The following is a 23,091-nucleotide window of genomic DNA, read 5'->3' as shown; positions in this document are numbered from 1 at the left end:
ATGAGGAGGTTCTTGCGCTTTCGCGAAAGCGAAACACAGAAAACAACTTAAAATAAACCGGCATTTCATTGAGTTTAAAATTTTCTAATGAGCAGTACGCCTCCAATGATGAATGCTATACCCATTAGTTTTTGCCAATTAATCTGTTTCACTGGCAAACCTAAAAGTCCGTAATGGTCAAAGACGAGTGATACCGCCATTTGACCAGCAACTACTAAAACAAAGGTCAAGGCCGTGCCCAATTTAGGAGCAAGTATAATAACCGCAGCAACATAAAATGCGCCTAGAATTCCAGCTATCCAAACTACTGGTGAGACTGTTTTTGTTGCCGAAATAGATGAGAAGTCAAATTTCAAAATCAATAGATAAATCAATAAGCCCACCGTACCAATGAGAAAAGAGGCAAAAGCTGCAAATATTGGCTGATGCACAGACTTACCTAGTTGAACATTAAGACCTGCTTGTAAGGGTAGAACAGCTCCAGCAAGAATGGCGAGAATTATAAATATAAATTGAGTTTTCATTGTATTATTTTTTAAAGAATTTGTAGTCTAAAGAGTGGCTACCTGGCCCTAAGTAGAGTAATACTAAAAAAGATAGCGAGTACATTAACGGAACATCTTTTACCACCCAAGGGTCTGAGATGTGCACTATAAAAAAGCCTAATAATGTAATGCTTATAATGGGTAATATTGCTATTCTGGTAAGTAGCCCTAACATTACAAATAGTGGGCACACAACATTTGCAAAAATTGCAAAATAGGTACTTAACGTGCCTCCAATGCCTAAAGGGTCTGGAATATGTTCTAAAGTTTCTGAGAAATGGAATACTTTCTTTAGTCCGTGTGTATTGAACAGTGATATTGCAAGGCATATTCTGAAAACGAGTAATGCAATATCGACTTTAGATTTAGTGATGTTAGAGGATAATAAAGTATTGAGTTTAGTTTTCATTTGCTTTCGATTAAAAGAACATTAATATCATTTATCAAACGATTGGTGTCGTTCACATCCAGACCGTCATAATATCCTCGTATACGCCTTTGGGTATCTATAAGAACAAATGTGCCATCGTGGAGTATGTTATCAGACTCATCTTCCATACTTTTTTCAGTAAAAGCACGTACTTTATAATCCTTTGCTAATTGTAAAATTTGCTTCTGGTTACCAGTTAATAAAGACCACTTATTTGTAGGTACTTCGTGCATTGCTGCATACTCTTTTAATATTTCTGGGGTATCATTTTTACTATCGATACTGAAGGAAATAATCCTGAGCTTCTCTTCATCTTCAAAATAGGTTTGAACTTCAGCCAAGTTGTTGGTCATTACTGGGCAAATAGTTGGGCAACTCGTAAAAAAGAAGTCCACCACCTGAATCTTATTGCTAAAATCGGTATGTTCTATTGCTTTGTTTTCCTGATTAACTAATTTGAACTTTGGCGCTTTATAGAAAATCGTATCCTTGGTCTTAGGATGTATAGCTATCTCACCAAGAATAGGAAGCATTTGTGACAGAGCAACCTCCTTTCTCTGATTGCAGCTCCCCAAAATTATTAGGAATAAAAAGGCAATACTCATTGATATGTGATAGCTATAATTTCTCATAGCTACATAAGTTTTAGTGTTACATTCTCAAGTTTTAGTTTGCCTTCCGAAATATCCCTATTGGGTAAAGAAACCGGTTCAAAAATCACATTTACATCAATACCTGCGGCAATCACTTCTGCAACTTCTTTTTCAATCTCAACTTGTAAGTGAACCCCAGAAGCTAGGAATAATGAATCTAAATCTTGAATGGGCAGTATGGTAAACGTACCCGAATACTTACTTACATTTTTGCCTTGAAAAGTATATTCAAAATAAACTCTGGCGCAATAGGCGTGATAGGGCAATTGTACCCGACTAAAGTGAATAACAATGTGTGTTCTTTCTTTGTTATCAAGCTGCGTATAAATAGCATTCATTTCTGACGCTTCCGTATCAAGAGGCATTACAGCATCATTTGCTGATTTATCTCTAACCGGGATATCTACTTCTTCTAGTGGATTTTCACAAGATTTATTGAAATCAAGATTTTCAAAAGTGTATCCTAAATTCTCGGTATTCAACACCTCCCGAATCTTGAACTCTACCGGTTTACCATTGCCATCTGTGACATATAGTTTTTTATCTAACCATTCTTCTTCATTGGGTAGTTGATTTTCTGTGTCATAGGCTTGCCAAGCGTTCCATATTCGGTCACAGTTACCGTGGTGACCATAAAAAATGGGGTCAAAGCCAGATTCAGAAAAAGAAGCCATCTGACCACCTATCCAGTTATGTATGTTATTATGAAAAGTTTGTTCTGCAATACCATCTAGTTGTGGCTCTCCCTTTCTCTTAATTGCTGGATGCCCACCAAATGTTTTATAGTTCTTTGCTCTAAGCGCTGCTCCTACATTCATAAAATCCAATGGGATGGTATCTTCTGGTCCGACTTGACGATAGTCATTGCTCAATGGGTTATTCTCTCCAAAAAAATGTTCAGGAATTTTGTTTTCTTTTGTCCAGTCCCAATAGTGCAGGGCTAGTTTAGGTTCGCCTACCGCTTTCTGTAGCTTTTGTTCTAAGGACCATAAATATAATCTGTGCCACGGCCAAACATACCAGTTGTAATGTATCTGGTTTGCATAAATACTGGTGGCGCAAAATGCAGTATGTAAAAGCCCGTGAGCATTCCAACCCATAGGGTCTAGTGGCGAATGCTCCGAGCGTTTTTTTAAAATGGTTATCCCATCCTTTAAAAGTTGAATCTCTGGGTCGTTTACAGGAATGTCAGCAATATTTCTTCGTACAACTATTGAATTTGAAGGGACTGCAATGCTATTTGTATTTTCTTTTTGCGCTCCGTTGTTTTTACATCCCAGTACACCAGAAGAAACTAAAGGAAGTCCTAGAACGGAGATACCGGTCTTTTGGATGAATGCCCTTCGTGATGTATGTTTAGAATCTTTCATTGCTAATAGTATTTAAAAGCATCACCTTTCAAAAAGTAATGCTCCTTATTTATGCTTCTTTGATAAACTGAAGGTCTATAACAAGTTTAACTGTGTCACTTACCACAACATTTCCTGTCTCAGTAACCGCACTCCAGGTAAGGTTAAACTCCTTTCTGTTGATTTTACCCGTAATCTCAAAACCTGCTTTTGTTTGACCATAAGGGTCAACAGCGACTCCGTTTAGGTCTGCATCCAAAGCAATTTCTTTGGTTACATCCTTAATGGTTAAATCACCTACAATCTTTTCTCCGTCAAACGATTTAGAAATGAATGTCATCTGAGGATATTTTTCTATGTTGAAAAAATCTTCAGATTTTAAGTGGTTGTCCCTATCTTCATTTTTAGTGCTTATCGATGCAATTCTCGTCTTAAATTCGAACTGGGCATTCTCAAAGTTGTCTCCATTGGTTTCCACAGAAGCATCAAAATCCCTGAAGGAACCGCTTACGGTCGAAATCATCATATGTTTTACCTTAAATCCAATTTCCGAATGTGCATTGTCGATATTCCACTGTGTTTTCATTTCTGTTTCCATTATTTAGTATTTATTTAGATTGATAGCCCCCATAATATTTCACTGGAGACCAGCCAGGTATTACTTCAGGCAATTCTGGGTTTAAATTTTTAAATTCCTCAGCACCGTAGACCACATTGCCACCGACAACCGTTAGTACTGACTTCAAATTTTTAATTTGTTTTTCTGGGATGGTGAAATAATCGTCAGTAAGAATGCTGAAATCGGCATACATTCCGTCTTCAAGCGTTCCTTTTACATCTTCTTCCTGCGAAATCCACGCGCTTCCTTGGGTGTAAAGATGAAGTGCTTCTTCACGTGACAGCAGATTGGAGGGTTCCGCAAGTTGAAAATCACCTACCGTTTTACCACTCACTAACCAATATAATGCTGCCCACGGATTATAACTGGCAACTCTAGTACCGTCTGTGCCAGCGCCAACGGGAATTCCCATATCTATCATCTTCTTTACGGGAGGTGCTTGTTTTGCTTTTTCAGCACCATAGCGTTCCACAAAGTATTCTCCAGCATACGCCATTCTTGCTTGTATAGCGATACCTCCATTAAGTGCTTTAATACGTTTGAGTTCACTTTCTCTAACTGTCTCGGCGTGGTCAAAGAGCCATCGTTTTGCCGCCAATCGTCCGTTCGTTTCCGTATTGACTTCTTCCAATACATCAAGCATATTAGCAATAGTTTCTCCGTAGGTCGCGTGAATTCTGAACGGCCATCCCTTGTCTACGTGCAGGCGTACGATTCGTTTTAAATCTTTTCGCCAAGTTGGTCGGTTTTCTAGAAAAGGCTGTGGCGCTAAGAAATTCTCAAAATCCCCAGCACTCCACGCTAAAAACTCCCCGCCACCTTCAAGCTCGTAACCGTGGTCTAAATGTATTTCACCATTATGACCTACTTCATTAGTTGCCATCCATTCTTGAAATTCTTCATATTCTGAACCCTTATTTTGCGGAAACAAATAGTAAGAAAGTCGAATAGGCATTTTACCGGTTTTCGCCAAAATATCAGTACCTACGTAATCTTTGGGGAACTTATGTCCCCCGCCACCAGCATCAATACCACTGGTGATACCAAAACTATTGAGCTCTCTATAAAATTGCTTAGTCCCATTGACCATTTGTGCTTCGGTCAAAGGCGGTAATGCACCGATACGAGCATAGAGAATTGTTGGGTTTGGCTCCGCTAAAAGTACACCCGAAAGCTTTCCGTTTTTATCTTTTTCAAAACTGCTTCCTACTGGTGCTTTAGTATGCTCATCAATTTTCAGAATTTCTAAGCCTGCTTTATTTAACCAAGCTCTGCTATATAAAAAGAGTATGTAGGTAGGAACATCTCCTGTAGCTTCGTTGATTTCTTCAGGTGTAGGAAATCGCTTTTCTGCAAACTGAAATGGACTCCAACCACCAATAACTCGTACCCATTGTCCGTCAGGTGTTCTTGCCGCTTGTTCCTTCAGCATTTCAAGTGCTCTTTTCAAGGTTTTTACACCATCCCAACGCAGTTCTGTATTAAAGAACCTACCACCTCGTGTTAAGTGAAGGTGCGAATCATTCAACCCCGGAATGACAGTTCTACCTTTAGCATCAAAAACTTGAGTTTTATCTCCCTTTAGTTTTAAAATATCTGCAGAGCTACCTGCTCGGAATACTTTTCCGTCCTTAACCGCAATGGCTTCTGTGATGTTATTATCAGAATCCATTAGGGCGACCTTAGCATTGGTGACAATCATGTCTACCTTATCTTTTGATTTAACTTCTTTTGAATCTTTACAACTTGAAAAAAGAGTAGTTAGAACAAGTATTACGAATATCTTTTTCATAGTGACATAGTTTGCATTAGACTTTCTGTAATCTGGCACAAAAAGTCTTTTTTATTAGTGTCCGTTGTTTCCTTCTTTAGCCCAATCGCTCATTGTTTTGATATAATCAATACCTAAACCATACGCACCGCCATATCGTTTAGAAATCTCTACTACTGGACCATAGGTGTCAGTACGTGCCCAATCTCTGTGCACTTCCAATAAATATTGTAATGAGGTAATAGGTTTGACTCCAGCTTGCACCATTCTCATTATTGCCATATCATGGGCTTCTTGAGAGGTTCCCCCACTGCCGTCTGTAACCACGTATACATCATAGCCGTCTTCCATAGCCGAAAGTGATGCTGTAAGCACGCATACTTCAGTCCACAGTCCAGCAATAACAAGCTTTTTCTTTCCTATTTTTCCAACCGCAGCTACAACTCTCTTGTCTTCCCAAGAGTTCATCGTTGTTCTGTCTAAGTATTGCTTTTCATCTCCGTAATATTCCTTGATTTCAGGGAACACTGGTCCACTGAATGATTTTTCGGCCACTGTTGTAATTACTGTTGGAACATTGTAAAGTTTGGATGTAGCCGCTAAAAGCCCGGTATTATTTCTAAGCTCTTCTATAGGCTGGGATTCTACCGCAAATGCCATTTGACTTTCGTGATCAATCATCAAAAGCGTATGATTTGTTGGATTTAATAGTTCCTTGGACGCATTTGAAGGGTCGTTATTTGGGTTGGGATTGTATTGTTTCCATTGTGCAAATGTTGCAGTACTTACCAGTAAAACTAGCATTGTGATTTTAAGTGTTTTCATTGTTTCAATTTTAGTGTCATTGTCTGACGGTTTATATTCTCTTTCAACATTAATTCATCGGTACTTCTATTAGCAGTATTTCAGTTTTGGTATCTGCTTCGACATCTATAGATTGAATTTCCCATAGTCCCAATCCATCTCGTTCTTTTAAGGATTGACCATTTACTGTGGAATTTCCATTGAGTATGAAAATGTAGATACCGTTATTGTTTGGTTTGTGTAACCTGTGAGATAGTTTCTGGCCTTTGTCCATTTTCGTCATATGAAACCACGCATTCTGATGTATCCAAACACCTTCATCATCAGGATTTGGAGATAATATTTGTTGTAGTTTGTTATGACGGTCTGCTACATCTAGTGTTATTTGGTCATATCTTGGAGTAACTCCATTTTTATTTGGGAATACCCATATCTGAAGAAATTTGACAGACTTATTCGGGTTGTAGTTATACTCAGAATGTTGAATGCCTGTTCCTGCACTCATTATTTGAATATCACCAGATTTGATAACCGTCTCGTTACCCATACTGTCCTCGTGCTTAAGGTCTCCATCAAGAGGAATAGAAACAATCTCCATATCTTGATGCGGATGCGTACCAAAGCCTTTACCTTCTGAAACTGTATCATCATTTAATACGCGCAGAAGTCCAAAATTCATTCTTTTTGGATTATGGTAATTGGAAAAACTAAAGGTGTGTCTTGAATATAACCACCCTAAGTCGGCAGTACCACGAGAATCAGATGTATGTAAAACGCTTCTCATTTTATTGGTTTTATAGTTATTGAATAAACCAGAGCGAAGCGAAAAATACATTCCCATTATTCTGGTCAACAGTAACTTGCCAAATTCAATGCCTTTTTAAAAAACAAATTTAAAGAACTGTTAATCAGGGTTTTAAATTTAAAAGATGAATACAATTAAACACGGCATACTGTGGGAGTACAGCATACCGTACATGCTTCTAGCAATATTTAAGAAGAAATGAAACATCCCAATAATTGGATATACGCTATCTAAATGTACACGCTATTGTACCTACCCAAATGTGGTAGTCTTCAGTACAACTACAGAGCATCAAAGAGCTGATAAAGTGGGTTTTGCATAATGGCATAGTTATAGTTTGCTTGCAATACAATTAACTTAAATTCAACAGTATGAAAACTTCTTTTTTAATTATTTTACTAGTAGCCATTTCAAACGTAAATGCACAAACTGGTCAAGGTTTAAAACTTACAAAACACTATAATCTTGAAAATAATGGCAAAGCTATAAATGGCTATGATTTGGTCTCTTATTCTGAAAATTCTGCACCTAAAAAAGGTTCTAAGCGAATTCAAGAAAAATATAAAGGTGCTACCTATTATTTTTCTTCCGAAGGTAATCGCACTAAATTTAAGAGTAATCCTCAGAAATACTTACCAGCTTATGGCGGTTGGTGTGCTTATGCTATGGCAGATGGAAAAAAAGTCTCTGTGGATCCTGAAACTTTTAAAATCGTAGATGACACTTTGTATTTGTTTTATAATAGATTCTTCAATAATACTCTTAATAGTTGGAATGAAAATGAAAAAGGATACAAGACCAGGGCAGATGTGCAATGGTCGAATATTCTAGGCAGGTAGCAACTCTAGTTATTTGTAGAAGTACGATATGTTGTGTTATTGGAGCGTTTCGAATTTCCCACTTTTAATAGCTATTTCCTAATTTCACGTAAATAGTTGTGAGGGCATGATTTTTAGATTCTTTCAATTTGAAATTCAATACCTTACAAAAAAGTCAAGTCTATGATAGATCTATTCACAACAGGCGGTACTATCGAAGATCTGAAATATGCATCTGAAAGTGAAAAGCTTACTGAAGCTTCTATTGGAATAGCACATTTCTTAGAAATCTTAAATCCGCAAAAGGAAATAATAGTAGAAAAGGTAATGTCTAGGGACAGTCGATTTATCACAGATGATGATAGATTGAAGCTTTTGTCAAGTATTGAAAACGTTTCAAGTGATAAAATCATAGCTACACACGGAGCCCTTACAATGATTGAAACTGCAACTTTTTTGGCTAAACAGAAGTTGGATAAAGTAATTGTGCTAACAGGGGCTTTTGTGTTTGGGAGTTCTAATGAGATTTGTATTAGAAGCAAATGGTAAAGAAAGATACAATGAGTTTGAAATAAGAATAACCAATCTTTTTTTAACTATTTTCTTGATTACATTTTTCTTTGACATTGGTAGTTTAAGATTAAATAATGATGTTTATGAATTATAACTGGAGTACGGAACTCAAGAAATCTTTAAAGGGCTAAGGCAGATTGAAGCACATATTGGAGAGGTTTTCGATATTGCATTACAATGTAATATTGCTAGGGACAAAGTAATTGTAAAACTTCATTCTCTTTTCAAGGAATGTATACTATGGTTTATTGAATCTAGAGATATTAAATAATGGGATGGTTGCACATTCCGTAGTTTACTCACTCTATGTTGAAATAGTTATACTAATCCCTTATAATGTTTAAATAATTAAATATTCATTTCGATTATGACGGGAAGAGTGATTGGAATGGAAAGCTAAAATTGGGGATTGTGTCCAAAACTTGTATAGTGAAGCTCTTTTTCTGAAATGTAGCTTTTCACGGAATGAAAGGAAATGGGCTGAGTGGGCTTTCGTGAAAACGTAATTCTCCTCTCCATAGACATCACATTGAGTTGGAATAATACAATATATAGTAGGCCTTTCTTTTAACCTGAATACATCTAAATGGTTTAATTAATTGAATTACAATATTTTAAGTTTTTTTAAATCTATGGCATAAGTTTCGTTTCCTTTCTTATCGAATATTCAAAATACACGTGTTACCTAATTTTAATCTAAAAATTAAATATTATGAAAACATCAAATTTTACAAATGGTTTATTGAGTTTAATGTTGCTTTCTATCTTCTTTTATAGTTGTAGCGATGAGACTGAAGTAATCCCTAATGAAGGTATAAGTGATGCCTCTACTGTAAGTGATTCAAGCATTAATTTAGAAGCTGCGATGGCCGAAATGGAATCTTTAACACAGTTAAGAACCTCTGAAATGGAAATCTCGGAAACAGAGAAAGCTCAAAGCGCAAAAAGAACTTTCCCTGCCGAATTTAATGTGTTTTTAAAAAGTGCTATTGCACTTAATAATTTAGAAGACCCAGACAGAGCTAATGTGACATTACCACTATTTAAAGGTAAAAGACCAAATGGCAGACCTGCGTATTTTATACTAACCGAGACGTCTAATTTTAACGTCGCAAAGCTTTTCGGAATTAATTATGCTCCAAAATTAATTAATGCTATAGGTACGGGTGGAGAGCAGTATGTTACAATCAATCGTGGCCGTATTCAATTTGCTGGAGATATTGACTTTAGTCCAGAACGAATTTTAGAACCTGGTATTGAATCAACTTTCCCGCCATCTGTTGCTGAGCCAGGAGCTATAGGTGATGACGAATGGTCATCAATCGTAGTGTTACCTAGTGGATTAGTTCTTAATGCAATGGTGATTGCAAATTCTACCGGATTGCATGACAGAGTGATTAGTATATCTAGAAGACGAGGTCATGTTAAGCTTCAATTATTAGATGGTTTTCAAGGAGGTGACCAGTTTTACTATCACCTAGTTACCGACTCATCTGACAGAGGTGCGGCTACGATAGAACTAGGAGTATATGCACCTAGGCTTGCTAATTTTTCAGATTCGTTTGGTCAAAGCACTCTTTTTGAGCCTTCTCCTTTACTTGGTTTTTCACCTAATATAAATGGTTTAACTGGCATTGGAAACCCTAACCGTCAAGGTCTTAACTCCACCATCCTAGATGACGATTTAGACCCCATTAATGTATTTCCTATAGACCCAGATAACGATTTACAGTTTGGGAATAATTATAGCCCGTTATGGGATGCGCATCTGAGCCAATGGACGGACAAAGCAATAGATACAGATCAGAGACGCAGAATCGTAAGTTTTGATGATTTGGATAACCTAATATCTGATGGACTTATTGAAAGTTTTGCGGGTAGTGCTGGTATTGAAAATGATTTTGTAGTAGGACTTAGAGCGTCTGAGGCTATCATTAACTGCCCAGTTATCTGTCAACCTTTTGAAGGGAGTAATTAAAAGTTTCTTGAAGATCTGACTTTAAATCTCCATTGTTCTCCCAGTTGTTAAAGGAAGCAATGGAGATTTTCTTAATTTAAATATCATTGATACTTAAGAGCACACTAACTTAAATAATATAACTTGGTTTTATCAATTAACATAATTCCTTATCATATGAAGTTAGTTGATGTTATTTTCTAGAAACGACTACAAAAAACCAAAATGTTGTACCCAAACAAAAAAACCTCCCATTTCTGAGAGGTTTTATGACTGTAAATTTACAGTTGAAAAAGTGCGGGCGGGGAGACTCGAACTCCCACACCTCGCGGCACTAGATCCTAAGTCTAGTTTTTAAAAGTTCTTTATGAACCTAAATATTCCTTAATAGCTATTAAATTAAGTATTTAAAGGATTTTAAAGCTTTTTTAATTTCAAATAAATTTAAGATAAAACGCTAAATGTTTTACCTATGTTTTACCCTTTTTAAAATTTTTATATATTTTTGAACGAAATTAATATTATAAAAATGGCAACACTCAAGACTGTTTTACATCCAAAAATTAATAAAGAGGGTGAAAAACTTTATCGTTTAGCTCTTAGGGTAACAGCAAATCGAAAAATTAGTTATTTACATTTAGGTTATAATGTTGATCCTTCTGATTGGGATCCTGAAGCAGAAAAGATTAAGAAATCACACCCTAAATATAGCCATCTCAATAGGCTAATAAGGAAAAAATACGACCAACTAGAGGATGTAATATTTGAATCAAAATCCTCAAAAACTCCTTTGAGTGCCAGGCAGATTATTGACGCAATTAGAGAGAGGAAAAAGAGCAAAACATTTTTTGATTTTGCAGATGAGCATGTCTCGGATTTAAGAAGAGCTGGAAAACACAACAGAGCAATTTCGGACAATAGTAAAATAAATAGAATAGAAGAATATTTGGGAAATAGGAATTTGTCTTTTCAGGATATTGATGAAGCGATGTTAAAGAAAATGAAGACATATCTAAAAGCAAATAAAGATTTATCTGAAAGATCAGTTATGAATATTTTTGTGCTGATTAGGTTACTGTTTAATGCTGCAATTAGAGCAGAAGTGGTAGAACAAAAATATTATCCTTTTGGAGTTGGTAGAGTAAGGATAAAATATCCAGATAGTAAAAAAATAGGCTTAAATAAAGATGAAATTTTATCTATTGAACAGTTAGAGTTAGATGAAGGAACACCTATATGGCATACAAGAAATGTGTTTTTGTTTTCTTTTTATTTAGCAGGGATTAGGATTTCTGATGTTTTGAGAATGAAATGGGGAGATATCGTAGAGGATAGACTACATTATCAGATGGGAAAAAATGATAAAATAGACTCCCTAATGTTGCCGTTAAAGGCTATTAGTATTATCAACCAATATGATAAGGGTAAAAAATCAAAAAGTAGTTTCATATTTCCAGAACTTAAGGGTGTAGATCAGAAAGACTCGAAGGCTATGTATTCTAGACTAAAAACGGGCACAAAAAAAATCAATAAGTACCTTAAAGAGATAGGGGAGATGGCAGAGATTAAAAAGACAATTACAAGTCATATTGCCAGGCATTCTTTTGGTCACATTGCAGGAGATCAGGTTTCTCCACAAATGCTCCAGAAACTATATAGGCATTCACATCTAAGCACAACCATAGGTTATCAAAGTAATTTTGATCATACCAAGACGGATGAGGCTTTAAATAACGTTTTGAATTTTTGATTACATCCAAAGAGATTGTAGGTTTGAATTCCTCCACGGTAACTATTAGTTTCAAAACCTTTATAAATACTAGTGTTTACAAAGGTTTTAACTTCATGTTTAAGCTGTGTAAGAAAAAACTTATTTTATTTCCGCAGTGAGAACAGGACTCAAACAATTGAACTTCAGGTTATAAGCCTAAATAAAAATATACCTAACCCTTCATTTATAAAGGTTTACACTTCAAAAAGTACATGAATACGCACATTTTCCAAATATTTCTGCTCTTATAATAAATACTCTATCATAGATTACTGATTATATAATTATCACTATTTCAAAGATTCTTGATATAAGTACAGAGCTAGGAAGAATGTAAACCTTAAAACAATAAAATATAGATCCGGTTTGACTAAAAAAAAGACAATTTATAGATATAATGCGTAACTAGCGTTAATAAATAAAAGCGGTTGGAAGAATAAGAGGTAGAATAGAGATACTAGATATTTTTTTCTTTAGGTAAGTTTTTGTTTGACTCTGATTTTTAAACCAGAAATTATGTGTTTAGATTCTAACTCAGGATAACAGAGATTGGATTCCTTCCTGGGGTAATTGATTTGCACTATAAAAAATAAATAGAAAGAATTATACCAATATTACCATAGATCAATTTTTAATAGACCTTAAGTTTATAATTTTGTCTTATAAAATTAAAAACCTAAACGATGAAAAAAATAATTGCAATCGGGATCTTATTAATCTCACTGAATATTTATTCTCAGAATTTCAAAAGTAAATGGACTGTCATAGATTTAGAAGCACCTGAATCGGTTGTTTTCGACAAAAATAGTAAAACATATTTTGTTTCAAATGTAGCTGGTCAGCCTGCGGAAAAAAATGGTTTGGGATACATTTCAACCATTAGTGAAGAGGGTGAAATCATAACAAAAAAATGGATTGAAGGACTTAATGCTCCAAAAGGATTAGGTGTTTTTAAAAATTTGTTATTCGTAGCAGATATTGACAAAGTAGAAGTAATCGATATAACAAAAGGTAAAATTATTAAAACATATGTAGCTGAAGGAGCAACTTTTCTAAATGATATAGAAATTTCTGAAAGTGGAGATGTTTATATTTCTGATACTTTTGGGGGTAATGCCATTTATCAAATAAAAAATGAAGAAATATCATTATGGATTAAGAATAAAACCCTTGACTATCCTAATGGATTAAAAATTAAAAATGGAGATATTTATGTTGCTACTTGGGGTGTGGTTACAGACCCAAAAACTTTTAAAACAGACACACCTGGAAAATTACTTAAAGTAAATTTAAAAACAAAAGAGATAAAGGAATTTACAAAATCTTTTGGTAATCTTGACGGGCTGATACTTCTAAAAAAATCATTTATAGTATCTGATTGGATAGAAGGCGGTTTGTTCATTATTGATCAAAAAGGAAAAATCAATAAAATACTTGATCTGAACTCTGGATCTGCGGATATATTATACCTTGAAGAGAAAAACCTAATTCTAGTACCACAGATGTTAGATGGTAAATTAACGGCTTATTCCATTAGTAAATAATTTGGTTTCGCAAATTAATCAATAATAAAATATTTTTAAAGGGAAGGGTGTCAATGTTCGTATTGATACCTTTTCTTTTAAAAAAGTTAGAAGTCAGTTATTATATTAGTAGATTGATACTGAATAAATAATTTATAAAATAAACTAACGGCGAGTTGGAATAGTAAAAACTTTTTTTCAATAATTTAAATACTAATTATTCAGATATATATGTAGTTGTTGGAAATCTAGGTTTAACACCTAATATACAGATAGTCTCCATTAGAGCAGTAACTAATTATAATAATCTAAACTCACTAATAACTGAGCAACTTAAGTTTGGACAGAACTCTTCTTGTGATTTGAATCCAGATATTATTGATGGCGAAACGAATTATTCGGATAAGGAGGTTTGTTAGGATTTCTAACCACAATGGAGGCTTCTTAAACAGCGTGCAAATAGGGTAAGATGTGGATGTTTTTTAATGTAAAAAACATATATTAATATAGACATATGAGTTGGGTCATTGTACTAAATTATTGTACATGGACTATTTTGTAAGAGTTTGTAACGGTGCCAATTAAGATGAAAATTTCGATGAAACACCTAGATTTATCAGATATACCAACCTGTATAGACATCTTGATTCTTTACGGCAAGATTTGTCCCAATGATAGAAAATTATAAGAATATCAATATTCAATTTTTTATTGCCATAAAATGCAATATATAATTTTAAAAGGGTGGATTACAAATTAGTAATGTGGTGTTATATATTTACCAAAACATTTTTCTTTAGTAATACGTAAATTTCTGATATAAAATTTAAAACCTAAAATTATGTTAAAGAAAATTTCACAAGTCAAGTTTGGTAAAGTATTAAGTAAAACCGAGCAAAAAAGTATTACTGGGTCTGCAAGACCAATTTACACAAGACGTCGATGTTTCAGTAATAGGGATTGTACCAGACCTCCATATACTGTTTGTAGTAACGGTTTTTGTGGAAGATAATTATCCACTCTATTTTAATCAAAATTGTATGCTCATTAATGTTAATTTTTTAATGACTCTAATTTTTAGTACGTTTTCAGATTCAAAACTCTATTCTTGATACACTTCTTCCTTCGATCGAAGCACTCGAATAGATACTTTGATATATAAATCTAAATACACAACGAGTTATTAAAACTTAAAATATTGAAAGTGAAAAACACTTCTATTTTAAAATTTATACAATTATTATAAATTTTAAAAGCTTAATTACTAAGCTTAACCCCTTAACCCTATGAAAACTCCAAAAAAAAACTTCAAATTATTTAGTTTGATAAATTGCTTGGTTAAAGCAATCAAAAATCATTTGATGAAATCATACCATAAAAATATCAGGTTTAATAATAATTTAATAAACCTTAAATTATTGAATTGTTTACTATTTATATTTATATATCAAAGTATCTATTCGCAAATTTATGTTTCTAAAACCGGAAATGATAATAACTCAGGCACTTATAACAGCCCTTATCGCACCATACAAAAAGCAGCAAATGTCGCTCAAGCAGGTCAAACGGTTACTATTCGAGCTGGAGTATATTATGAAAATGTAGTTGTCAAAAACTCTGGAACAAATGAGAATAAAATAATATTTAAAGGAGAACTTGATAATCAAGGAAAACATCTCACCATAATAGATGGGAGTAAAGAGATTTCTGGATGGATTAGAGATTCTAGATTCTCTAATGGAGTATATTACCATACTCAATCTATTCAGCCTAATACTCTAGTGCTTCATCAAAACGGGGATACTTATGATATAGCTAAACTTGCTAATTTTAATTATCCAATTGAAACAATCATTAATTATAATAACAACCATGAAATAACTACAGTTTGGAACAAACAAACTGTTAGGTATTGGGATGGTCTTGAAGCTTTATATTATTATAAGAATGGGAGAATTTATCTTAGGTTTAGAGGTAATGATAATCCCAATAATAAAAAAATAAGATATTCTACCAAGTCTGGTTTTCTGATTGATAATAAAAGTGATATTATAATCAAAGATCTAAAAATTCGAGCCAGTGTAAGGGGCATAGAACTATATGGAGCAAATACAAAAAATAATAAAGTTGATAATTGTTATTTAATCAATGGACAAGAACGAGTGTTAATAGTAAATGGTGCTTTTAACAATGAGATAGCTAACTCTACTATGAAAATGCAGGGTATGCCATCTAATTATATTGGTGGAGCATGGGGGAGCGGAAACAAATATATCCATGCTGTTAAAGAGCATATTTATAACGTTTATAAAAATGAAGTAGGTATTTCTCGTCACTCTCCAAATGAAGATTGTGGTATTGATTTTGTTGGATCAGATTCCAAAGACATTTATGGTAATCGATATAAGGAAGGTGGTGCTGGTAACAAAATTTACGGAAATAACATATCAGAAAGTTTAGCGGCTGTCGTAATGAAATCTACTAGGAATACAAAAATTTATAATAATGTTATACACAATACCTCAAGCATGGCCTTTGAGGTTCATGAAAATTCATTTGGTATTGAAGTATATGACAATCTATTTTATGATATAAATTTTTTATCCAGAATTCAAAAATCTAATATTCAAAAACCCAGAAGAGTATTCTTTTATAGAAATAGATGTTGGAACGAACCTGGAGTTGGAGCACCTTTTATTTATGCACATTTTGATAATGGTGAAAACTATCGTGGAAATGAAATTTATATTTATCATAATAGCTTCTCCGGAGGAAATACTAATATTTCATCAGCATTTTCTACTAATTTAGACAATTATTTTCTAGTCAACAATATATTCTCTAACACTTTAGGTCCAAGGAATGTAATCAAAAGTGTTGGGAAATATGACTATAATTGGTGTGGTGGACAATTTACTAAAAGAGATTATTATGGATCTAATAATATTTTAAGATCAGATAGTAAATTATGGAGTGATAATACACGTCCTGATTTTAAGCTGACTTCAAATAGTGAGGCTATTGATGCCGGAATAGATCTATCAAAAACCAAAATAAATGGACTTTTACTACCTGGAATGTATCCAGGATACTTTAATGGAAATAAGCCAGATTTGGGAGCTTATGAATTTGGGCCAAGTTCTGATAAAGATTCTTTAAACTCTATTAATGGTCCTGATCAAGTATCTTCTAATAATACATATTCTGTTAGTATAGGATATACTGCTTCTACAGATAGAGATATAATCGTTTCTTTTTTAGAAGACGAAGCTCCTTTTACAAATTACGGTACAATAAGGGTATCTGTTTCTAAAGGTAATAAATTCATAAATGTAGCAATTCCTATAAATGATAATATACCTATTGCTACAAATAAATATCAATGGTCAACTTATATTGTTCCAAAAGGAGGGAATTACAGTAATCGTCTTGATAGTAAGGCAGAAAGAGATATTGATGTTATACCTAGTGCTAATAATATTATTGAATCCAATTATTGGAGGTTAGAAAACAAAGAAACAGGACAATGGGTACGACCTTTAGAATGTGCTGTTGACACAGGAACCAAATTAGTTGTATCTCCAATAGGCAATACCGGTGATTGTACAATGTTTTCTTTTAAAGAAACTGATTTTGGATATTATTTTATTATCAACAAAGCTACTAACGGAAGATTGAAATTTAAAAATGATTCTAATGTTGCGAATGATACTGTGCCAGTAGAATTAGTAGGTAGTGAGTATGGCGGGTGGAATCCACAATGGAAACTAATTGATGCTGGAAACGGATATTACAGAATTCAAAATAGGGTTACTGGTAACTGGATTCGTTCAAAAGGATGTTCTGGAGAAGAAAATATTCCAATCACTCAGGTTTCTAAAGATTTTACAGGGGATTGTACCAAGTGGAAACTGGTAGATGCAGGACCGATAGATACTTCCTTACGGGCAACCAATGAGGCGATAGAAAGTTCTGATATAACGGTTTATCCAAACCCTGCCAGAAATCAATTATTTGTAAGTGGTGATACCAAAGATATGGCATCCATAAAAATCTATAACCTACAAGGAAGAAACATCAAAACAATAGATACAAAAATTCTGTCAGATCAGTCTACTATGATGATCAATACAACAGGATTACAACAGGGTCTATATGTTCTATCGATTGATTATTTGAAAAAAGATTCAAAGAGTATTCAGTTTGTGATCAACAACTAATTAACAAAGATTAATTAGTTTTCTATCATATAAGGCTTCTGCAGAGTTTTTAATATTGCAGAAGTCTTTTTTTAAACTAGTCTTATGAGAGCAGTACTTTTAGAATATACTGCTCAAGATCATTTACTTATTGTATAAGGAATAATTATACATAATAATTAACTCAAACAAAATCGAGATTATTTTTTTTAGAAAAATAGTGATCGATATCGTTACCCCCAAACCAAAAATATTGGAAATGTTATCGATATTGGAGTTATATTTTTCTCGCTAAGTACAGATTGATTTATTGTAGTAATGACTATCAATTCAGTATTCAACGAGTTTTTACAAGCAAGTTATAAATTGTTATGAATAATTTATGAACCCATATAAACCAACAGTGAATTGAAATAATAAAAATTCTCTTTTTTTAAATAATTTAACTATCAAAAATCTGAGACGCACAACAAATCTTAAATAAGCTTATTTCTAAAAAACCATGTTATGAAAATCACTTTGATTAAATGTAAGGGGTATAGAAAGGTTATAAAATACTTTTTTTTAATGTTTTCTTTTTTTCTCTCCTTGCATACTTTCTCTCAACAAAGTATCAGATTTCCGGTAGATGCTCGTGTAATGGACGTTACAACAATGGGAGTAGATAATACAGGTAGTAGAGATTCTACGGCTGAACTACAATCGGTAATTGACAGTGTGCAAAATTTACAATTTGGACAAATATGGCTTTATTTTCCTAAAGGAACTTACTTAATTAGTGATGCTCTAGTTGCCGAACGTTTTATTACATTTCAAGGGGAAAATAAGGACGAAACTATAATTCGCTTGGTAGACAATGCTCTCGGTTATGAAGATGCTTCTTCTCGAAAAAATATGTTGAAAATTGGCCTTTCGGTTAATGAAAGTTTTGATGTTTTTGTGAATGATTTGACATTTGATGTAGGTAATGGAAATCCTGCTGCGGTAGCTCTGGATTTTCAAGCGCATAATATGGGAGCCGTTAGGAATGTGAAATTTATTGGTCGAGCGGAAAGCGGAAAAATTGGATTGCAAATACAAAGATTAAAAAATACTCGACCTGATTGGTCCACACCAGGACCAATGTTTATTCAAGATATAACTGTGGAAGGGTTTGAAGTTGCAATATTAATAGGAGAAGATACAGCAGGACTTACCCACGTTACACTTGAAAACATTGAAATATCCAATCAACGGATAGCAGGTGTAGAACTAACTCCAAGATTAAATGTCTCCTTAAGAAATTTTAAAAGTAATAACTTAGTTTCTGCGATTAAAATTTTTGATAGCTTTGGTTCTACTATGGCTCTGATGGATACCGAAATGATTGGAGGGTCTCTTAATAACAGCGCAATTCTTACAGATGGGGATTCTAGTATTTACCTCCATAATGTAAAAGCAGAGGGATATAAATCAGTGGTAGAGCAAGCAGGTAATACCATACCCGGTATGAGATTTGAAGATTGGTCGTCTGATAAACCAGAAAGCTTATTTGAAAGTCCAGATGTAACCCTTGGTCTTCCTATTAAAGAAACACCTACATATTTTAATAACGATTTTTCAAGTGATTGGCAACCTGTAAATAGTAATAATGATATTCAAAGTGCTTTAAATTCAGGTAAGCCAGTAGTATACCTTTCTGATAAGGGCGATCCCAATTTTAATATTTTTTCTGTTACCAATACTATAACTATTCCAAGTAGTGTAAGATGGTTTCATCTTATGGGACACGCCATTGGACTGGGTAATTGGCAAGGTGGTGAAAATCCCGTTTTTATTATCGAAGGATCTTCTTCAGATCCTCCGTTAATAATTGAAAGAATGAATTACAACAATCAGCAAACCATTGGCCAAAATATAGTTTGGTTACATCGTGGTTCTAGAACTGTGGTTTTCAAAGATTGTAAAGGTAGATATAAAGCAGAACCAGGAGCGGGAGATGTTTTTTTCGAAGACTATGTAAGTAGTAAGGTTGAGTTTGTAGAAGGACAAAATATTTGGGCCAGACAATTTAATTTGGAAGATGCCCAAAACCGTCCAGATCCTCTAGTCACTAATGATGGAGCCCGATTATGGATATTAGGATATAAAACAGAAGGAGCAAAGACCGGAATAAAGACTATTAACGGAGGAATAACGGAAATGATCGGTGGTAATTTTTTGCCACTAGAAGGAGCATCTACAGCGGGGATTCCGTTATTTATTATTGAAGATGCTAGCTTTTCTGCTACAGGATATCAAGCTTTTTATACTTGGAATATCCATGTAAAAGAGACTAGAGATGGAGTTACAAAAGAATTGCTTAAAGATAGTAAAGTAAATATGGCTCTTTATTCTGGTTATAAAAAAGAGGATGTACCAAACAATGACTATAAAGTAATTGGAGAAGTTGGAAAAATCACTAATAATCAGAAAGATAAAAACACTTGGTATACTATAAAATTAAATAATACTTACTCGAATCCAGTTATTTTTATGGGTCCTCCTAGTTATAATGGAGGTCAACCTACTACCGTCAGAACTAAGAATATAACGAATAATAGTTTTGAATATCAGATAGATGAATGGGATTATTTGGATGGAGCTCATATCACAGAAAGCTTGTCCTATATGGTTTTAGAGTCAGGGACCCATAAGTTAACTAATGGTAAAATGATAATGGCAGGAAAAGTAGTACAAGGCTTAAACCATACTTGGAAAGTTATTGATTTTCCTATGGCATTTCCAAGTACTCCCGTTGTTCTTACTCAATGCGCTAGTTACTATGATGGACAGGCCGTTGTATCCAGACAACGTTTGATCGGCCAAAATCGATTTCAAGTGCAATTACAAGAAGAGAAGGCTAATGATGGAATCCACGATTTTGAGGATATAAATTGGATAGCAATTGAAACAGGTATAGAATCAGAAGAACTCCAGTATGAAATAGTATTAACTCAAGATTTTGTGACACATGATTTTCGTTCAATAAACCACCAACAAAGCTATAGTGATGCCCCTATATTTTTAGCTGCTATACAAACCTTTGATGGATCAGACCCCGCTAGTCTAAGATATAAGAATCTAAATAGGGCGGGAGTTAATATGAAAGTAGAAGAAGAAAATTCGACGAATAGTGGTGTAGCGCACACTAGTGAAGTGATTGGGTACTGTACTTTTAACAAACCTGGTGATATCTTTGGAATATCGATGACAGAAGTTTTTAATTCAAGAGAGGAGAATGTCTCCAATATTAATGTACTGCTAGCAGATAATTTGACTCGAGCTCTAATATATCCTAATCCAATAAAAAACAGAAAACTCAATATCAGCTTCGATCAGAATTTAATTGGAGATCAAGTCCAGTTAAACATTATAGATCTTTATGGTAAAATAGTTCTATCCAAAACGGTACAGTTTAATAATCCCTTGTCATTGGATGTGTCTGGGCTCGAAAAAGGAATCTATCTTCTAAATTCAGTTATAGATAAAAAACAAATCACTTGGAAAGTTGTCATACAATAATATATATTATTATCTATTATGGGATGTTATGATTCTTTTGCTTTATAATTTCATTTTTGATCAGAAAAGATGTCGTTAATCCTAAACAAAAGTATTGTAGAGGTCATCGATATTGGTGCTAATTTCTTGTTAAGGAAAGGGTTGTTTATTGTAGGTGACGAATAAATTGAAACCATAGATAGCGTATCTTCATTATGTTTAGTATACGATAAAGTGTTTTTCTCTGATATTTTAATCTTTTCTATAAAATCTTGGATGTTAATGAAAGAAGATTAGTCAATAATACTTCCGTTTATGAATTTTTGATTCATATCTAAAAACTCTTATCCGTCAACCGTAAATTCAGTGAGAATTGCTAAAGTAAAATAAAATACATTTACTTAGAAAACTTATAAAACTATTTCACATGATTTCTCTAAAAAAAATATCTGTAGCTCTCATTAGCAGTTTGATTTTAATTTCTTGTTCTAATGATGAAATTAATGATACTAATACTTCAATTAATGAACTTCCAAAAGATGTTCTGAAAAAATTAGAAGACCTTCAATTATCTCCAAAAAACTTTGAATTAAAGGAATTTGTATATCCTGATGGGAATATAGAAGAGATCATAATAACTTCAGGAGATATGGCTATGAAGAAAAATAGATTTCTTAATATTCCTGCAGGTACAGAAGGAATATCCAAACAATATAGAACTCAGTTTATTGTGGATATTAATATTCATGAAGAAGTAAATATTAATGCCTATATTGGCGATACAATTTTTATTGACGGATTACCAAGAATTGCAGGTTTAACAGAGGGAGCCCAACAAGGTATAAAAGACGCTGTAGAAAATTGGAACTCTGTGTTTGGCTCTAAATTAAAACTACGAGTCGATTTTGATTCCTCTCTCGTTTTTGACGAAGATTTTTATGAAATAGCTATTGCTAATGATTTGTCACTTCCTGGTTTTGGAGGGTTTGCTGATTTTCCTGATGAAAATGGTAATCCTGGAGCATTTGTAGCTATTGGTTCTGATGCAAACAATTTTGCGGCTCAATTCCCTGATGCCATAGAGCATTTGGTAACTCATGAACTAGGACATACTATAGGTTTTAGACACACTGATTGGAATACACGACAAACTTGTGTAGATTTTGGTTTAGAGCCTGAACCTTCAGAAGAACCAAATCCACCAGCTTTAATTTTTGGGACATTGCCAAGTATTCCTGGAGTTATTGAACAAAGTAACTCTATTATGAATGCATGTTTTGGAGTCAGAGCAGTCACAGGAGAACTTAATGTTTTTGATAAAAATGGATTAAGAAGTTTATATCCAGGTTTTTCATTTTACTAGTAAAACATCTTTTCTTAGAAATTAAAATAGCTATGAAAATTGGATAAATTTAAAAATTAACACAACTCAATTATTTTTTTAATAAATGATTAGGACATAATCTATGTAATTTTTAGAAGTAGTTACTAGCTATCAATATAATTTAAAAGGTTTGGTAGCTAGTCCTGATTATTTAAGCGTAGTTATAAAACTACACTAAATGATGATTAAAATACCATTTGTGAATGCAAGTATATTTGCGATGTTTTTAGCTACTTATTTTGGATTCTTGTTTTTATAACATATGCGCAGTACTCAAAATTGTAACAACCACTACTCAAAGACGATCTAGATTATTTTTTTGCAAAAGCTTATATATCCTAAAGAAGTGGATAAACTTATAATAAGCA

At 33.6% G+C, this 23,091-nt stretch carries 16 protein-coding genes; 8 read left to right on the top strand and 8 right to left on the bottom strand.

The genetic code is table 11. The features are described 5' to 3' along the window. Positions 1 to 74: 74 nt before the first annotated feature. From Q0829_RS17490 to Q0829_RS17455, 8 genes are read right to left on the bottom strand one after another with little or no spacing between them, the layout of a single operon-like run. On the bottom strand, positions 75 to 524 hold the full coding sequence (locus Q0829_RS17490) for a DMT family transporter (protein WP_298545621.1): 450 nt from the start codon (positions 522 to 524) through the stop codon (positions 75 to 77). 4 nt (positions 525 to 528) lie between these two features. Then, a complete protein-coding gene (locus Q0829_RS17485; RefSeq protein WP_298545620.1) occupies positions 529 to 954 on the bottom strand; it encodes a DoxX family protein in 426 nt (141 codons plus the stop codon). After that, a complete protein-coding gene (locus Q0829_RS17480) occupies positions 951 to 1,607 on the bottom strand; it encodes an SCO family protein (protein ID WP_298545618.1) in 657 nt (218 codons plus the stop codon). Before Q0829_RS17480 ends, Q0829_RS17485 begins: the two co-directional genes overlap by 4 nt. A gap of 2 nt (positions 1,608 to 1,609) precedes the next feature. Continuing rightward, entirely contained in the window at positions 1,610 to 2,998 is a 1,389-nt protein-coding gene (locus tag Q0829_RS17475; protein ID WP_298545616.1) for a tyrosinase family protein, read from the bottom strand. 49 nt (positions 2,999 to 3,047) lie between these two features. After that, positions 3,048 to 3,575 (bottom strand): YceI family protein, encoded by a 528-nt coding sequence (locus Q0829_RS17470; protein WP_298545614.1) that lies wholly within the window; start codon positions 3,573 to 3,575, stop codon positions 3,048 to 3,050. 10 nt (positions 3,576 to 3,585) lie between these two features. Continuing rightward, complete coding sequence (locus Q0829_RS17465) at positions 3,586 to 5,427, bottom strand: amidohydrolase (protein ID WP_298545613.1); 1,842 nt, start codon at positions 5,425 to 5,427, stop codon at positions 3,586 to 3,588. Between the two features lie 15 nt (positions 5,428 to 5,442). Then, on the bottom strand, positions 5,443 to 6,192 hold the full coding sequence (locus Q0829_RS17460) for a hydrolase (protein WP_298545610.1): 750 nt from the start codon (positions 6,190 to 6,192) through the stop codon (positions 5,443 to 5,445). Between the two features lie 49 nt (positions 6,193 to 6,241). Then, on the bottom strand, positions 6,242 to 6,955 hold the full coding sequence (locus Q0829_RS17455; protein ID WP_298545609.1) for a pirin family protein: 714 nt from the start codon (positions 6,953 to 6,955) through the stop codon (positions 6,242 to 6,244). A gap of 392 nt (positions 6,956 to 7,347) precedes the next feature. Here Q0829_RS17455 and Q0829_RS17450 point away from each other — a divergent pair, with 392 nt between their 5' ends. From Q0829_RS17450 to Q0829_RS17415, 8 genes are all read left to right on the top strand, one after another. Continuing rightward, positions 7,348 to 7,815 carry a YHS domain-containing (seleno)protein gene (locus tag Q0829_RS17450; RefSeq protein WP_298545607.1) on the top strand — a complete coding sequence of 156 codons (468 nt, stop codon included), beginning with the start codon at positions 7,348 to 7,350 and terminating at the stop codon, positions 7,813 to 7,815. Positions 7,816 to 7,977: 162 nt separating this feature from the next. Continuing rightward, a complete protein-coding gene (locus Q0829_RS17445) occupies positions 7,978 to 8,343 on the top strand; it encodes an asparaginase domain-containing protein (protein ID WP_298545606.1) in 366 nt (121 codons plus the stop codon). 736 nt (positions 8,344 to 9,079) lie between these two features. After that, complete coding sequence (locus Q0829_RS17440; protein WP_298545604.1) at positions 9,080 to 10,345, top strand: hypothetical protein; 1,266 nt, start codon at positions 9,080 to 9,082, stop codon at positions 10,343 to 10,345. A gap of 508 nt (positions 10,346 to 10,853) precedes the next feature. Further along, positions 10,854 to 12,074, top strand: a complete 1,221-nt coding sequence (locus tag Q0829_RS17435; protein WP_298545603.1) for a site-specific integrase — start codon at positions 10,854 to 10,856, stop codon at positions 12,072 to 12,074. Positions 12,075 to 12,778: 704 nt separating this feature from the next. Then, entirely contained in the window at positions 12,779 to 13,639 is an 861-nt protein-coding gene (locus tag Q0829_RS17430; RefSeq protein WP_298545601.1) for a hypothetical protein, read from the top strand. 1,397 nt (positions 13,640 to 15,036) lie between these two features. Then, positions 15,037 to 17,838, top strand: a complete 2,802-nt coding sequence (locus Q0829_RS17425) for an RICIN domain-containing protein (protein WP_298545600.1) — start codon at positions 15,037 to 15,039, stop codon at positions 17,836 to 17,838. 546 nt (positions 17,839 to 18,384) lie between these two features. Beyond that, positions 18,385 to 21,360: a glycosyl hydrolase family 28-related protein gene (locus Q0829_RS17420; protein WP_298545598.1), complete on the top strand. Its 2,976-nt coding sequence runs from the start codon at positions 18,385 to 18,387 to the stop codon at positions 21,358 to 21,360. Between the two features lie 406 nt (positions 21,361 to 21,766). Further along, positions 21,767 to 22,702: a M57 family metalloprotease gene (locus Q0829_RS17415; RefSeq protein ID WP_298545597.1), complete on the top strand. Its 936-nt coding sequence runs from the start codon at positions 21,767 to 21,769 to the stop codon at positions 22,700 to 22,702. Positions 22,703 to 23,091 lie beyond the last annotated feature (389 nt).

This window comes from uncultured Aquimarina sp. (genome assembly GCF_947492405.1).
Classification (GTDB): Bacteria; Bacteroidota; Bacteroidia; order Flavobacteriales; family Flavobacteriaceae; genus Aquimarina.
Note: the sequence above shows the minus strand (reverse complement) of the source record. Positions and strands in the feature narration are given on the sequence as shown.

Bases quoted from the DNA above. Each gene is read 5' to 3' on its own strand.
- Q0829_RS17450 (WP_298545607.1), top strand. From the start codon at position 7,348: ATGAAAACTTCTTTTTTAATTATTTTACTAGTAGCCATTTCAAACGTA.
- Q0829_RS17415 (WP_298545597.1), top strand. From the start codon at position 21,767: ATGATTTCTCTAAAAAAAATATCTGTAGCTCTCATTAGCAGTTTGATT.
- Q0829_RS17440 (WP_298545604.1), top strand. From the start codon at position 9,080: ATGAAAACATCAAATTTTACAAATGGTTTATTGAGTTTAATGTTGCTT.
- Q0829_RS17490 (WP_298545621.1), bottom strand. From the start codon at position 524: ATGAAAACTCAATTTATATTTATAATTCTCGCCATTCTTGCTGGAGCT.
- Q0829_RS17455 (WP_298545609.1), bottom strand. From the start codon at position 6,955: ATGAGAAGCGTTTTACATACATCTGATTCTCGTGGTACTGCCGACTTA.
- Q0829_RS17430 (WP_298545601.1), top strand. From the start codon at position 12,779: ATGAAAAAAATAATTGCAATCGGGATCTTATTAATCTCACTGAATATT.
- Q0829_RS17470 (WP_298545614.1), bottom strand. From the start codon at position 3,575: ATGGAAACAGAAATGAAAACACAGTGGAATATCGACAATGCACATTCG.
- Q0829_RS17420 (WP_298545598.1), top strand. From the start codon at position 18,385: ATGTTTTCTTTTTTTCTCTCCTTGCATACTTTCTCTCAACAAAGTATC.
- Q0829_RS17445 (WP_298545606.1), top strand. From the start codon at position 7,978: ATGATAGATCTATTCACAACAGGCGGTACTATCGAAGATCTGAAATAT.
- Q0829_RS17460 (WP_298545610.1), bottom strand. From the start codon at position 6,192: ATGAAAACACTTAAAATCACAATGCTAGTTTTACTGGTAAGTACTGCA.
- Q0829_RS17435 (WP_298545603.1), top strand. From the start codon at position 10,854: ATGGCAACACTCAAGACTGTTTTACATCCAAAAATTAATAAAGAGGGT.
- Q0829_RS17485 (WP_298545620.1), bottom strand. From the start codon at position 954: ATGAAAACTAAACTCAATACTTTATTATCCTCTAACATCACTAAATCT.
- Q0829_RS17480 (WP_298545618.1), bottom strand. From the start codon at position 1,607: ATGAGAAATTATAGCTATCACATATCAATGAGTATTGCCTTTTTATTC.
- Q0829_RS17475 (WP_298545616.1), bottom strand. From the start codon at position 2,998: ATGAAAGATTCTAAACATACATCACGAAGGGCATTCATCCAAAAGACC.